Annotated in this window: 14 protein-coding genes and 1 pseudogene; 10 read left to right on the top strand and 5 right to left on the bottom strand. The window is 55.9% G+C overall.

The features are described from left to right. The first annotated feature begins 154 nt into the window (after window positions 1–154). Genes ABIC79_RS13040 through ABIC79_RS13000 form a run of 9 tightly spaced genes read left to right on the top strand, consistent with a single transcriptional unit; the run spans window position 155 to window position 7,065 of the window. Window positions 155–1,015, top strand: coding sequence for a MerR family transcriptional regulator (locus ABIC79_RS13040; RefSeq protein WP_354567334.1), 861 nt, complete (start codon window positions 155–157; stop codon window positions 1,013–1,015). Further along, complete coding sequence (locus ABIC79_RS13035) at window positions 1,005–1,460, top strand: nuclear transport factor 2 family protein (RefSeq protein WP_223509285.1); 456 nt, start codon at window positions 1,005–1,007, stop codon at window positions 1,458–1,460. The genes ABIC79_RS13040 and ABIC79_RS13035 overlap by 11 nt, the downstream gene beginning before the upstream one ends. Further along, window positions 1,460–2,176, top strand: coding sequence for an SDR family NAD(P)-dependent oxidoreductase (locus ABIC79_RS13030; protein WP_013576327.1), 717 nt, complete (start codon window positions 1,460–1,462; stop codon window positions 2,174–2,176). Before ABIC79_RS13035 ends, ABIC79_RS13030 begins: the two co-directional genes overlap by 1 nt. A 1-nt stretch (window position 2,177) precedes the next feature. Beyond that, window positions 2,178–3,536, top strand: a complete 1,359-nt coding sequence (locus tag ABIC79_RS13025) for an NAD(P)/FAD-dependent oxidoreductase (RefSeq protein ID WP_354567331.1) — start codon at window positions 2,178–2,180, stop codon at window positions 3,534–3,536. Continuing rightward, window positions 3,533–4,249 carry a DUF1365 domain-containing protein gene (locus ABIC79_RS13020; RefSeq protein ID WP_013576329.1) on the top strand — a complete coding sequence of 239 codons (717 nt, stop codon included), beginning with the start codon at window positions 3,533–3,535 and terminating at the stop codon, window positions 4,247–4,249. The genes ABIC79_RS13025 and ABIC79_RS13020 overlap by 4 nt, the downstream gene beginning before the upstream one ends. Before the next feature lie 2 nt (window positions 4,250–4,251). Next, the gene (locus ABIC79_RS13015) at window positions 4,252–5,484 is read left to right on the top strand and encodes an SAM-dependent methyltransferase (protein ID WP_217244039.1); all 1,233 of its coding nucleotides are present in this window, start codon (window positions 4,252–4,254) and stop codon (window positions 5,482–5,484) included. Next, window positions 5,481–5,981: a DUF2878 domain-containing protein gene (locus ABIC79_RS13010; RefSeq protein WP_112151639.1), complete on the top strand. Its 501-nt coding sequence runs from the start codon at window positions 5,481–5,483 to the stop codon at window positions 5,979–5,981. The genes ABIC79_RS13015 and ABIC79_RS13010 overlap by 4 nt, the downstream gene beginning before the upstream one ends. Next, the gene (locus ABIC79_RS13005; RefSeq protein WP_121020051.1) at window positions 5,981–6,508 is read left to right on the top strand and encodes a hypothetical protein; all 528 of its coding nucleotides are present in this window, start codon (window positions 5,981–5,983) and stop codon (window positions 6,506–6,508) included. Before ABIC79_RS13010 ends, ABIC79_RS13005 begins: the two co-directional genes overlap by 1 nt. Before the next feature lie 20 nt (window positions 6,509–6,528). Further along, window positions 6,529–7,065 carry a DUF3833 domain-containing protein gene (locus tag ABIC79_RS13000; RefSeq protein WP_037037201.1) on the top strand — a complete coding sequence of 179 codons (537 nt, stop codon included), beginning with the start codon at window positions 6,529–6,531 and terminating at the stop codon, window positions 7,063–7,065. 81 nt (window positions 7,066–7,146) lie between these two features. Here ABIC79_RS13000 and yedA read toward each other — a convergent pair whose 3' ends face one another. Next, window positions 7,147–8,064, bottom strand: a complete 918-nt coding sequence (gene yedA, locus ABIC79_RS12995) for a drug/metabolite exporter YedA (protein ID WP_013576334.1) — start codon at window positions 8,062–8,064, stop codon at window positions 7,147–7,149. Between the two features lie 225 nt (window positions 8,065–8,289). Here yedA and ABIC79_RS12990 point away from each other — a divergent pair. Continuing rightward, window positions 8,290–8,391, top strand: a pseudogene (locus ABIC79_RS12990) (YohO family small membrane protein); the annotation flags it as partial. Between the two features lie 63 nt (window positions 8,392–8,454). On the opposite strand, the gene ABIC79_RS12985 reads toward ABIC79_RS12990, so the two are convergent. The 4 genes from ABIC79_RS12985 to osmF form a co-directional block, all read right to left on the bottom strand. Further along, entirely contained in the window at window positions 8,455–9,213 is a 759-nt protein-coding gene (locus tag ABIC79_RS12985; RefSeq protein ID WP_013576336.1) for an ABC transporter permease, read from the bottom strand. Then, window positions 9,210–10,154, bottom strand: a complete 945-nt coding sequence (locus ABIC79_RS12980) for an ABC transporter ATP-binding protein (RefSeq protein ID WP_112151642.1) — start codon at window positions 10,152–10,154, stop codon at window positions 9,210–9,212. Before ABIC79_RS12980 ends, ABIC79_RS12985 begins: the two co-directional genes overlap by 4 nt. Continuing rightward, window positions 10,151–11,320, bottom strand: a complete 1,170-nt coding sequence (locus ABIC79_RS12975) for an ABC transporter permease (protein WP_112151643.1) — start codon at window positions 11,318–11,320, stop codon at window positions 10,151–10,153. The genes ABIC79_RS12980 and ABIC79_RS12975 overlap by 4 nt, the downstream gene beginning before the upstream one ends. Before the next feature lie 61 nt (window positions 11,321–11,381). Beyond that, window positions 11,382–12,320 (bottom strand): glycine betaine ABC transporter substrate-binding protein OsmF, encoded by a 939-nt coding sequence (gene osmF / locus ABIC79_RS12970; protein WP_112198498.1) that lies wholly within the window; start codon window positions 12,318–12,320, stop codon window positions 11,382–11,384. Between the last annotated feature and the right edge of the window lie 85 nt (window positions 12,321–12,405).

Genomic DNA, 12,405 nt, shown 5'->3' with positions numbered 1-12,405 from the left:
ATACAGGGAAAATATCTCTTATATGAGAATGTCGCAAGTTAAAAAAGTGTAACCAAAAGGATTTTCCAAGTTGTACAAAAATAATAAAGTTGTACAACTTTACGATGTGGCGCTAGAGTTAGCTTATAAGTGGTATGAATATTTGGATGGAAATATGTCTCTGTACAGCATCGGTGAAGTCGCCCGAATTTGTGGTATCAACCCGGTCACGTTGCGTGCCTGGCAGCGGCGTTATGGCCTGCTGAAGCCACAGCGCACAGAGGGTGGCCATCGTCTGTTTAATGATGATGATCTCGACACCATCCGCACCATTCTGGGCTGGATCAATCGCGGTATTCCGGTTGGTCAGGTGAAATCTTTGCTGGAAGGTAAAGTGGACGTGCTACCCGTTGGCTGGTCGCAGTCAGAACATCAGCTGCTGACCGCCTTACAGGATGGCCGCCCGCAAAAAGTTCGTCAGTTGATGCTGGAGTTCGGTCGTGAATACCCGGCGGTAACATTTGTGAATAACGTGCTTCGCCCCCTGCGTGAGCGCCTGAGTTCCGGCGATTCACGACTGCTGATGCTGCGCAGCCAGCTTGACGGTCTGATCATTGAACACGCGGTGATGTGCATGAACGCCGCCCGTAAGCGTCCCGGACCGGCTGCCACGTTGATCGGCTGGGGGAATACAGACAGCACCGAGTTGTGGCTTGAGGCCATTGTGCGGTGCGAAGAAGGTTTGCAGGTCGAAATATTGCCGGTTCCTCTCAGCGAGCCGTATCTGGAAAACCTGAGCGGCTCGCAAATTCTGTTGTGGTCCGAAGGCAAGCTGACGCAGGTTCAGCGCCAGCGGCTGCAGCACTGGATGGCGCAGGGTTTGTCGATCATCCTGCTGGGCAGCTCAGCTATCCTGCTCGGCGCAGAAGAAACAGACGCTAAGGAAGATGAGCTCAGCGCCTCCCCCGATGACGATGATCATCGCGCCAGTCTTCGTATTGAGCCTGCTCGTCGGGAGGGGAAAAATGATGCTTAAACATGCTTCTGAACACGCAACCCCGGCCGATGTTCTGGCACGGCTGTGCGAATTTTACCGTCACCTTGATACCAGCCGCCTGCCGCAGCTTTCCCTTATTTATCATCCGAATGTGGTGTTTATCGATCCGGTTTCACATTACGACGGCGTGGATGCGCTGGAACACTATTTTGCGCAGCTGCTTGAGAAAACGAATTACTGCCGCTTTGAGATCCAGCCTCCACTTATTCAGGGTGACGAAGTGTCGCTGTTCTGGCGGATGGAATTCTCACACCCGGCGTTGAAAAAAGGTCAGGCAATGTTTCTTGATGGCACAAGCCATCTGCGCCTGAATGAAAACCTTATTATCTATCAGCGCGATTATTACGATCTCGGTGCCATGTTGTACGAGCACATTCCGGTGCTCGGCGGTGTCGTGCGCGCCGTCAAAGCCAGGTTGAAATAATGGGGCGCGTACTGATTACCGGTGCCAGTTCTGGCATTGGCAAACAACTGGCACTGGATTATGCCAGCGGAGGCTGGGAGGTCATTGCCTGCGGGCGAGATGGCGCAAAGCTGACGGCCGTCGCCGCCACCAGCCCGCTGATCATCCCGCTGTGTTTTGATATCACCGATTTACAGGCTACCCGTGAAGCATTGCAGGGCAGGCAGGCCGATTTAGTGATTCTTTGCGCGGGCACCTGCGAATATCTCGACAACGGCGTCGTCGATGCCGAGAAAGTCATGCGGGTGATGAACACCAATTTTTCCGGTCCGGTCAATTGCCTCGACGCCCTGCTCCCCGGCTTAGCGCCCGGCAGCCGGATAGCGCTGGTGGGTTCCGTCGCCTGGCTGCTGCCGTTTTCACGCAGTGAAGCCTATGGGGCATCCAAAGCCGCGCTGGCCTTTTTTGCCCGCTCTCTGGCGGTTGATCTGGCGAAACGTCAGATTCACATTTCGCTGATTCAGCCGGGTTTTGTCGAAACACCACTGACATCGCGCAATGACTTCCCGATGCCGATGATGGTGAGCGTCGCCCAGGCGTCGAAGCACATTCGTAAAAAACTGGCGCGCGGTGCGAGTGAAATCGCCTTCCCTCCGCTTTTTGCCCGTTTACTCAAGGTGCTCTCCTTGCTGCCCGTCAGTTTGCAACAATGGTTATGCCGGAAAATGGTGAAATAAAATGACAACAAAAGTGGCGATTGTAGGCAGCGGAATTTCAGGGCTGAGCTGTGCCTGGCTGCTGGCAAAAAGTCAGCCCGGCTGTGAGATTACCGTCTTTGAAGCGTCTGAAACCTTAGGCGGACATACTGCCACGCAGGATGTGATTTCCGACGGAAAAGAATACGCCATCGATACCGGTTTTATTGTCTATAACTCCCGGACATACCCGCATTTTATTGCCCTGCTCAAAGAACTGGGCATTGAAGGACAGCCGACGGAAATGAGTTTTTCCGTACGCAATCCGGTTAATAAACTCGAATACAACGGCCACTCGCTGAACAGCCTGTTTGCCCAGCGCCGCAACCTGCTCAAACCGCAATTCTGGCGCTTTATTCTCGAGATCCTGCGGTTTAACAAACTGTGCAAGGCGCGCCTGCTGAATCCGCACAATGACGAAGATACGCTGGCTGACTTGCTCGATCAAAACGGTTTCACCCCGTTTTTCGCCCTGCATTATGTGCTGCCGATGGGGGCGGCCATCTGGTCTTCTTCGCTGAGCGATATGGCGAATTTCCCCCTGTCGATGTTCCTGCGCTTTTTCGATAATCACGGATTACTGGACGTCAGCAACCGCCCGCAATGGATGGTGGTCCCCGGCGGTTCACGGGAATATATCCGCCGGATGCAGGAAAAACTGCCGGCCCGCGTCAGGCTGCTGACCAGCGCACCGGTCAGTAAAGTCGTCCGCACACCCTGCGGTGTGACGCTGCATTCCCCGCATGGCGAGGCGCATTTTGATCAGATTATTTTCGCCTGCCATTCCGATCAGGTGCTGACCATTCTGGGTGACAACGCCACTGCTGATGAGCAAAGCATTCTCACTGCCCTGCCTTATCAGAGCAACGACGTCATTTTGCATACCGATACCCACCTGCTGCCTCGCGAAAAACGCGCCTGGGCGAGCTGGAATTATCAGTTGCCGAACGCGCTGAATCTGGCGGACCACGCGGATATACGCGACAGCAATCCTTCGCACCGCCGCCGCGCCAGCGTGACCTATAACATGAATATTTTGCAGGGGCTGAATACGCCGCAGACATTTTGCGTGTCACTCAATCCGCTGACGCCGATTGATGAAAACAAAGTCCTGTTCCGCACCACGTATATGCACCCGGTTCTCAATCTGGCCAGCCGCCACGCACAGCTGGAACGCCACCGGATCAACGGCCACAACCGCACCTGGTTCTGCGGTGCGTACTGGTACAACGGCTTTCACGAAGACGGTGTCAACAGTGCGCGTGACGTGGTGGAACAACTCAATCTGCAACTTTTCAGTGCGCAGCAACAGAATGAGCAGGAAAAACGGGAGGCGTCATGAACAGCCAGTTGTATGTCGGCACGGTGCGCCATCGGCGGTTTACGCCGGTTGAACACCGATTCGACTACGATATTTTCATGCCGCTGATTGACCTTGATGAACTGGACCAGTTACCTGCACAAGGTATCCAGCTCGACCGGTTTTCCGCCGCCAGTTTTCGCCGCAAAGATTATCTCGGCGGCGGTGATATCAAAACCAAAGCGCAGGCGAGAATCGAAGCGCTGACCGGCGAACGCCCGGACGGGCGGGTGATGTTGTTATGTCAGTTGTGTTATTTCGGCTGTTATTTCAATCCGGTGAATTTTTACTATCTTTATGATCAGCATGGTGTTTTGCGCTGGATGCTGGCCGAGGTGCGCAATACCCCCTGGAACGAACGTCACACCTACGCCGTTCTGCCTGACGGTTCACAACCGGTGCCGAAAGCCTTTCATGTGTCGCCCTTTAATCCGATGGACATGGTCTATCACTGGCGGCTGACACCCCCTGGAAAGCAGTTACACATCACTATCGAAAATCACCGTAAAGAACGGGAATTCGATGCAGCCCTTTCACTGACAGCCCGTCCGCTGACCCGCGCGGCGTTGCGTCAGCAATTGTGGCGGCTGCCTGTCATGACCGCTAAAACCGCACTGACTATCTACTGGCAGGCACTGAAACTGTGGCTGAAACGGGCGCCCATTTATTCTCATCCTCCCGTTGATAAGGACTGACCATGAGCCAACCTGAAATGCAACTCGCCCGTGAAGGGACGAATAACAGGCGCAGCAAAGCGGCGCGCGCGCTCATCCTTAGCGTCCTGAAGCAGCTCAAAGGCGCGGGCCTGACGCTGCGTGAACCCGGTGAGCAGGCGATATTTTTTGGCGATCCGACGGCTATCTTGCAGGGTGAAATTGACATTCTGCATCAGCGCGCTTACCGGCGTGTCTTACTGGGCGGCAGCGTCGCAGCGGGTGAGAGTTTTATTGATGGCGACTGGACCACGCCTAATCTGACCGTCGTGCTGCAACTGCTGGCCGAGAACCTGAAGCTGGTCGATAAAATCGAGGCACGCCTCAGCTGGCTCAACACACCGGCCAAAAAAGTCATTCATTTTTTCCGCCGCAACAGTCCGTCGCAGGCGCGTAAAAATATCTCGGCGCATTACGATCTGGGCAACGATTTTTATCAGGGTTTTCTCGATGAGAAGATGCTGTATTCCTCCGCCTGGTATCAGGAGCCGCAGATGACGCTGGAACAGGCGCAGGAAGCCAAAATGCGCCGCCTGTGTGAACAGCTGCAATTAAAAGCGGGCGATCATCTGCTGGAAATCGGCACCGGCTGGGGCGCGATGGCCGAATTTGCCGCGCGCGAATACGGCTGTCAGGTCACCACCACCACCATTTCCCGCGAGCAATATCGCTTTGCCTGTGAGCGGATTGAAAAAGCCGGGCTGAGTGACCGCGTGACGGTGCTGTTCGAAGACTATCGTTCGCTGCAGGGGCAGTTCGACAAACTGGTGTCGATAGAGATGATCGAAGCAGTCGGCAAACGCTATCTCTCCACCTTTTTCAAACGCTGCAATGCGCTGCTCAAACCGCACGGGCGTATGGCAATTCAGGCAATCACCATCGCCGACCAGCGTTATGCCGCCTACAGCCGTAACGTCGATTTTATTCAGTGCTACGTTTTTCCCGGCGGTTTTCTGCCCTCAATTACCGCCATGAATGACACCATGACCCGCTGCACCAGTCTGGTGGTGCGTGATCTGTTCGATATCGGTTCCGATTACGCCCGCACCCTTCATGAATGGCGTGAGCGGGTGCAGCGCTACTGGAATGCACAGACTGACGGCGTGCAGGACGAATATTTCCGCCGTCTGTGGCTGTTTTATCTGTGCTACTGCGAGGCAGGTTTTCGTGCACGCACCATCAGCACCGTGCAGTTGGTCGCCGAGCGACGCGGATGAAAACCTTGCGCTTCTGGCTGCTGACACTGGGTTTTGATGCCTGGTGGACGCTGGCCGTCTGGGGGCGCGGACGGTTTATCCTCTTCCTGCTTTTAAGCAGTTTTCTGATGCTGGCGTTTGCACCATCAAAACGCCGGTTGTGGGTCGCCACTGCCTGTACGCTGGGCATCATGATGGACTCGCTGTGGTGCATTTTGGGTCTGTTTGAATTTAGCGATTCTTCCGCCGTACCGCCGTGGATGATGGCGTTATGGCTGGGCTTCAGCGCCTGGTGGCTGTGGTTACTCGGCTATTTACGGCTGACATGGTACTGGCTGATGCCTGTCGGCGCGGTCAGCGGCCCGCTGGCCTATTACCTCGGCATGCAGCTCGGTGCCATGCAACTTCTCGCCGCACCGGTTTATGTCTGGCTTCTGCTGGCGGCGGGCTGGGCGATATTCTTACCGCTGATCAGCCTGCCGGTGCTGCTCAGCCATGACACAGAGCGGAAAACCTGATGATGCGCGCATTTCTGGCCGTACTTTCGCTGATGATTTCTTTCTCTGCCTTTGCCGCCACGCCGTGGAACCAATGGCAACAGGTCGGACGTGCCACGCTGAGCTGGGGGCCTTTTGAGGTTTATCATTCGCAACTGCTGACGCCCGACGGTACGTATCAGGCCGGAAAATGGCCGCAGGCGCTGAAGATTGAGTATCTGCGCAGTATTGATCATCAGGAGCTGACCAAAGCAACAGAAGAGCAATGGCAGGCACTGGGATTGCTGGCACAGGCACAGAAAAATGGCTGGCTGGAGGCGGTACAAAACACCTGGCCGGATGTCAGCAACGGCAGCGAAATCATGTTTGTCGCCACTGAAAATGGCGGCCAGTTTTACAGCCAGCCCGCAAACAGCGTGCTGAGCACACCGGTCGGTCAGCCTTTCAGCCCGGCATTCCGCGATGCCTTTCTGGCGATCTGGCTCTCGCCCGCCACGCAATATCCTGATTTACGCAGCAAGCTGACCGGCGCATCCGCGTCCGATTAATGGCATCTTATGGAGGTTTTATGACTGTTCTGCGCAAGATTTTTGTCACGCTGATCGTCGGCGGAATGCTGTTACTCACCGGCTGTAAAGCCAATATTCAGGATTACGCACAAGCGCAACCGAAGCTGGATATTTTCACCTGGTTTGCCGGTGACAGCGTGGCCTACGGCATGGTGCAGGATTACAGCAACAAACAGACCCGGCGCTTCACCGTGAAAATCCGCGGTGATGTGGCGGGCGATACGCTGACGTTGCATGAAGACTTTGTGTATGACGACGGCGAGAAACAGACCCGCGTCTGGCGGATCCGCAAACTGGCAGACGGCAGCTATACCGGCACGGCGGGCGACATTATCGGCACCGCCACCGGGCAATCCGCAGGCAATGCCTTTAACTGGAAATACGTGATGGACGTAAAATCAGGCGGCAGCACCTACCGGCTGACGTTCGATGACTGGATTTATCAGCAGGACGAACAGCACTTGTTTAACGTCACCGCGCTGAAAAAATTCGGCGTGGAAGTGGCGCGGGTGACGATTTTCTTTGAGAAAAAATAGGCTTAACCCGGTCTGATCCCTCCCCTGCGAAGGGGAGGAGCAAAACAAAATCAGCTTTCACATTTGCGAAAAGGAAGCGGTTTAAACCTTCACTTCTTTAATCACCGTCTTCTTACGCCCGAACACCAATTTCCCCAGCGTCACCAGCAGCACCGCGCAGAGGATCACGCCCAACGCCACCCATTCGACCGGAGACAAGGATTCACCGGCGAAGCCGATGCCGAGCAACACCGCCACAATCGGGTTTACATAGGCGTAACTGGTGGCCACGGCGGGACGCACAGTTTTCAGCAGAAACATATAGGCGCTGATGGCAATCATCGAGCCAAATACCACCAGATAACCGAGCGCCAGAAAACCGCTCAGCGAAGGCGTCGCGGTCATGTGTTCCCCGGTGACACGACTTGCCACCAGCAACACCACACCGGCGATAATCATTTCCGCCGCACCCGCCATCAGGCCGGTTGGCAGCGGCAAGCGAGAACTCCACACCGAACCGAATGCCCAGCTTAGTGAGGCGAGCAGGATCAGCGCCGCGCCCCACGGGTTCCCTTCCAGATTACTGCCGGTATTAAGCAGCACAATCCCGAACAGGCCGATGGCGACACCGGTCCATTCCAGGCGGCTGTTGGGCATTCCCCACAGGCGGCTGAAACACAGGGTAAACAGCGGCACGGTGGCGACCATTACGGCGGCAATGCCCGACGGCACCTGCATATGTTCCGCCACCGTCACCAGCCCGTTACCGACAGAGAGCAGCAAAATACCTACGGCACCGGCGGCCATCCACTGTTTCAACGTCGGGACTTTATGCCCGCGCAGCAATAAAAACGTGAACAAAATACATCCGGCGACGAAGAAACGCAGCCCGGCCATCATCAGCGGTGGCCAGCTTTCCACGCCCACGCGGATCACGAAATAGGTCGAACCCCAGATAAAATACAGCGCAAACAGTGCAGCAATTAATGGCAGCAGGGAACGGGTGGCGGAACCAGTCATAGGAATAACTTATTAGCGTGATAATGAAGGCAAACAGTTAACGCTATTGCCCTGATTTCCGGCAAGGGAATCCGTGCGATCGCGTCAAAATGTTGCTAAAAAGTTTCTGTATATGACAAAAAATGCGCTGGCATCACCGTTAAAAGTAATCACAGCATGAATAGTCTGTTGCAGGGGTGAGGAAACGATTTATAATTCGCCGTTCAAAATCCTGAGGTACTGCACATGAATTCGCTAGGCAAAAAATTATTTATCGCGCTGTTTGGTCTGATGGCGATTGGCGCAATTGGTGGCGTGATGGTTGCCGGTTATGCGGTGGTGATTCAGGACGACGCGAAACCGGTCAGCGATAACGACGCCCCTTCCGTGGTGCCTGCGCCGCCGTCTGCATCAACGAACTGATTCGTCCACTGACCGCTGCTGCCAGCGTTGTAACCCTTGGCTCCAGCGTTCAAACAGCATATCTACGCAAATCGCCAGCAACGCGACAATCACCGCACCCTGCAATACGTAGGCGGTATTAAAACCGCTCAGGCCGATGATAATCGGCGAGCCGAGGCTTAACGTGCCGACCGACGAGGCAATCGCCGCCGTCCCGATATTGATAATCACTGACGTGCGGATGCCGGAAATAATCACCGGCGCGGCCAGCGGAATTTCCACTTTCCGCAGCATCTGCCAGCGGCTCATCCCCACGCCCTGCGCAATCTCCCGCGCCGACGCCGGTACCGATTCAATCCCGGCAATCGTCCCCTGCAGGATCGGCAACAACCCGTAAAGCACCAGCGCAATAATCGCCGGTTTTTCACTGAATCCCATCACCGGCACCGCGACTGCCAGTACCGCAACCGGCGGAAACGTCTGTCCCATCGCCACCAGCGTTTCCACCAGTGAACGGAATTCTTTGCCCGCCGGACGTGTTACGCCCACCCCCGCCGCTACGCCGATAATCACCGCAATCAGGCTGGAAATGCCGACCAGCAACAGATGGGCTTCCACCAGCGCGGCAAAGCTTTCCTGCTGATACACCGGCCTGCTGAGTTCAGGGAACATCCAGTGGAACAGCCCGCCGAGCGAGGTCATACCGAAAATCAGCGCCAGCAATAAAGCGAATAACCAAATCAGAGGATCTGCAAATACCCGTTTCATGCGCGGCCCTCCGGTGCGGTCAGATCCGCAAAATGCAGCACGCCGAGCGGTTGCCCTTGTTCATCCACCACCGGTAACTGCTGAGCCTGCTGCACGACAAATTTTGACAGCGCCTGACTGAGGCTCATGGTATCGGTCAGCGGTAACTGGTTGCCGGAATACGACTCGCCGCGCCGCATCAGCGAACCCACTTCGCGCAGCGACAACAAGCGGATCCCCATCTCGCTGCCACCGAAGAAATCACGCACAAACGGCGTTGCCGGTCGGGTCAGCAATTCCAGCGGCGTCCCCTGCTGCACCACTTGTCCGTCATTGAGCAGTACGATGCGGTCGGCCAGCGCCAGCGCTTCGTCGATGTCATGCGTCACCAGTACGATGGTGCGGTGAGTGATTTTATGGATGCGCGCCACTTCTTCCTGCAACGTCGCGCGGGTCACCGGATCGAGCGCGCCGAAAGGTTCATCCATCAGCAATACTTCCGGGTCAGAAGCCAGCGCCCGTGCCACACCGACGCGCTGCTGTTGTCCGCCGGAAAGCTGATGCGGATAACGATGACGGAACTGTTTCGGGTCAAGATTAAGGAGTTCGAGCAGTTCAGTCACGCGGTCACGGATTTTCGCCTTCGGCCATTTCAGTAATTGCGGCACGGTGGCGATATTCTCCTCCACCGTCCAGTGCGGGAACAGGCCAATGGACTGGATCGCATAACCCATCCGGCGGCGCAGATCCTGCGCACGGAATTTTTCTATGGGTTCACCGGCAAATAAAATCTCCCCGCGATCGTGCTCCACCAGCCGGTTGATCATTTTGAGCGTGGTGGATTTCCCCGAACCGGAGGTGCCGATCAGCACCGTGAATTCGCCTTTGGCCATTTCCAGCGTGAGATCGCGCACGACCGCTTTTCCGGCAAAGTGTTTGCTAACCTGCTTGAAATGAATCATCTGCGTGTGGTTTCCAGAATTGAGACTGCAAATTTAAAGACGCTGTCGACAACAACGGCCATCAGCACCGCCGGGATCACCCCGAGCAAGACCAGATCCAGCGCACTGCTGAGCAGACCCTGGAACATGATGGCGCCCAGTCCGCCCGCGCCAATCAGCGCCGCAACCATCGCCATACCGACCGTTTGCACCGCAACAATGCGCACACCTGTCAGGATAACCGGCAAGGCAATCGGCATCTGCACGCGGAAAAACACCTGCGCACGGTTCATGCCCATGCCGCGGGCAGATTCGATCACCGATTCCGGCACCGACTCCAGCCCGGCAATCACCCCGCGCACCAGCGGCAACAGCGAATACAGCACCAGCGCGATAATCGCCGGTGCCAGCCCGATGCCACTGATGCCGTGTTCGGCCAGCCACGGCAGCGCTTTTGCCAGCCCCGCCAGCGGTGCGAGCAGCAGGCCAAACAACGCAATCGACGGCACGGTCTGAATAATATTCAGCACCGACAATACCGGCCCGCGCCAGCGGGGTTTACGGTGACACAGCAACCCGACCGGCAGACCGATCAGCACCGCAGGCACCAGCGTGCCAAACAAAATGCCAAGATGCTGCCACAGCGCATCGTTGAACACGTCGGAACGGTTGTCATATTCCTTAAGCAGCGAAAGTTCGGCAAGCTGACCGTACGCCAGCAGCAAAACCACCGGCACGACCATCTGCACGTTGAGCAAAATACGCAGGCTGTGATTACGGGTAAAACGGGAAATGGCGTCGGAGGCGATCAGCAGACAAAGCGCCGCACCTGCCCAGAAACCGCCGCCGAGCGAGGTGCGCGCGATACTGTCTTCATCGCCCCCCGCAAGTTGCACCGCGCTGTGACCGGCCAGCCAGACCAGCACGGCCAGCAGGATTTCCGCCAGCAGCATCACCAGCAAATGATGGCGGCCATAAAGGGTCAGAAAGGCACAGGCCAGCAGCAAAACGGCAGGCAACAGGAGTAATGCAGAATAGCCATGCAGCAGGCTCGCCAGTGAAATACCTTTACCGGATACCAGCCGGTTGGGCGCATGGCTGACAAAAGCCAGCCCGAAACCGGCCAGCAACAGCAGCAAAACCAGCGTCAGCAGGACGCGGTTTTTAACGGGTGAGTGATAAGTCAAAACATTACCTGATATCAGAGAGCACGACCCGAAGATCGTGCTCAGGGCGGTCACTGCCCGGTTATTTTTTAACGAAACCTTTTTCCTGCAAGTACTTCGCCGCCACCTTCTTCGCATCCTGACCATCAACCGCGATTTTCGCGTTCAGCCCCTGCAGCGTTTTGGTATCAAGCGAAGCAAACACCGGTTTGAGCAATTCAGGAATGTTCGGATGCGCTTTCAGCGCGGCCTCGCGGATGACAGGCGCAGGCGCGTAAATCGGCTGTACGCCTTTCGGATCTTCCAGCGTTTGCAGGCCGAGCGCCGCTACCGGGCCGTCAGTGCCGTAAGCCATTGCCGCATTGACGCCGGAAGTCTGCTCAGCGGCCGCTTTGATAGTCACCGCCGTATCACCGCCCGCCAGAGACAACAGTTGCGCCTGATTAAGCTTGAAGCCATAGGCATTCTCAAACGCCGGTAAGGCATCCGGACGCTCGATAAACTCGGCTGACGCCGCCAGTTTGAAATCGCCGCCGCTGCTGATGTATTTGCCCAAATCACCCAGCGATTTCAGGTTGTGCGCACTCGCGACGTCCTGACGTACCGCGATAGTCCAGGTGTTATTGGCCGGAGACGGATTCAGCCAGACAATTTTGTTCTGGTCGTAATCCAGCTTTTTGACTTTATCGAAACCGGCCTGCGCATTTTTCCACGCCGGGTCTTTATCGTCGGAGAAGAAGAACGCGCCGTTGCCGGTGTATTCCGGATAGATATCGATTTCACCGGCGGTGATTGCGCCACGCACCACTTTCGTCGTTCCCAGCTGTAATTTATTGGTAGTGTGAATACCGTTGGCTTCCAGCACCTGAATAATAATGTTACCGAGCAGCGACCCTTCGGTATCAATTTTTGAGCCGACACGCACGGCATCATCAGCGGCCTGTGCGCTGAAACTTAACACGGAAGCCAGCGCCAGTGCTGCCACTGAAAATCCCCGTACTCGCCCAGTTGTTACAGTCATGTTCTATCCTCTTATCGGGTTATGTTGGTTTTTGTCGCCCGGCGACTGCTCTGTCTTTCGGCTTTCATCTGAATAAACAAGCTGC

The sequence above is a fragment of the Rahnella sp. 2050 genome, from assembly GCF_040544515.1.
Lineage (GTDB): Bacteria > Pseudomonadota > Gammaproteobacteria > Enterobacterales > Enterobacteriaceae > Rahnella > Rahnella aceris.
This window is presented reverse-complemented; position numbering and strand designations above follow the sequence as displayed.

What these genes read in the sequence shown, in the direction of transcription:
- ABIC79_RS13040 (WP_354567334.1), top strand. Translation starts at nt 155, where the DNA reads ATGTCTCTGTACAGCATCGGTGAAGTCGCCCGAATTTGTGGTATCAAC.
- ABIC79_RS13035 (WP_223509285.1), top strand. Translation starts at nt 1,005, where the DNA reads ATGATGCTTAAACATGCTTCTGAACACGCAACCCCGGCCGATGTTCTG.
- ABIC79_RS13030 (WP_013576327.1), top strand. Translation starts at nt 1,460, where the DNA reads ATGGGGCGCGTACTGATTACCGGTGCCAGTTCTGGCATTGGCAAACAA.
- ABIC79_RS13025 (WP_354567331.1), top strand. Translation starts at nt 2,178, where the DNA reads ATGACAACAAAAGTGGCGATTGTAGGCAGCGGAATTTCAGGGCTGAGC.
- ABIC79_RS13020 (WP_013576329.1), top strand. Translation starts at nt 3,533, where the DNA reads ATGAACAGCCAGTTGTATGTCGGCACGGTGCGCCATCGGCGGTTTACG.
- ABIC79_RS13015 (WP_217244039.1), top strand. Translation starts at nt 4,252, where the DNA reads ATGAGCCAACCTGAAATGCAACTCGCCCGTGAAGGGACGAATAACAGG.
- ABIC79_RS13010 (WP_112151639.1), top strand. Translation starts at nt 5,481, where the DNA reads ATGAAAACCTTGCGCTTCTGGCTGCTGACACTGGGTTTTGATGCCTGG.
- ABIC79_RS13005 (WP_121020051.1), top strand. Translation starts at nt 5,981, where the DNA reads ATGATGCGCGCATTTCTGGCCGTACTTTCGCTGATGATTTCTTTCTCT.
- ABIC79_RS13000 (WP_037037201.1), top strand. Translation starts at nt 6,529, where the DNA reads ATGACTGTTCTGCGCAAGATTTTTGTCACGCTGATCGTCGGCGGAATG.
- yedA (WP_013576334.1), bottom strand. Translation starts at nt 8,064, where the DNA reads ATGACTGGTTCCGCCACCCGTTCCCTGCTGCCATTAATTGCTGCACTG.
- ABIC79_RS12985 (WP_013576336.1), bottom strand. Translation starts at nt 9,213, where the DNA reads ATGAAACGGGTATTTGCAGATCCTCTGATTTGGTTATTCGCTTTATTG.
- ABIC79_RS12980 (WP_112151642.1), bottom strand. Translation starts at nt 10,154, where the DNA reads ATGATTCATTTCAAGCAGGTTAGCAAACACTTTGCCGGAAAAGCGGTC.
- osmF (WP_112198498.1), bottom strand. Translation starts at nt 12,320, where the DNA reads ATGACTGTAACAACTGGGCGAGTACGGGGATTTTCAGTGGCAGCACTG.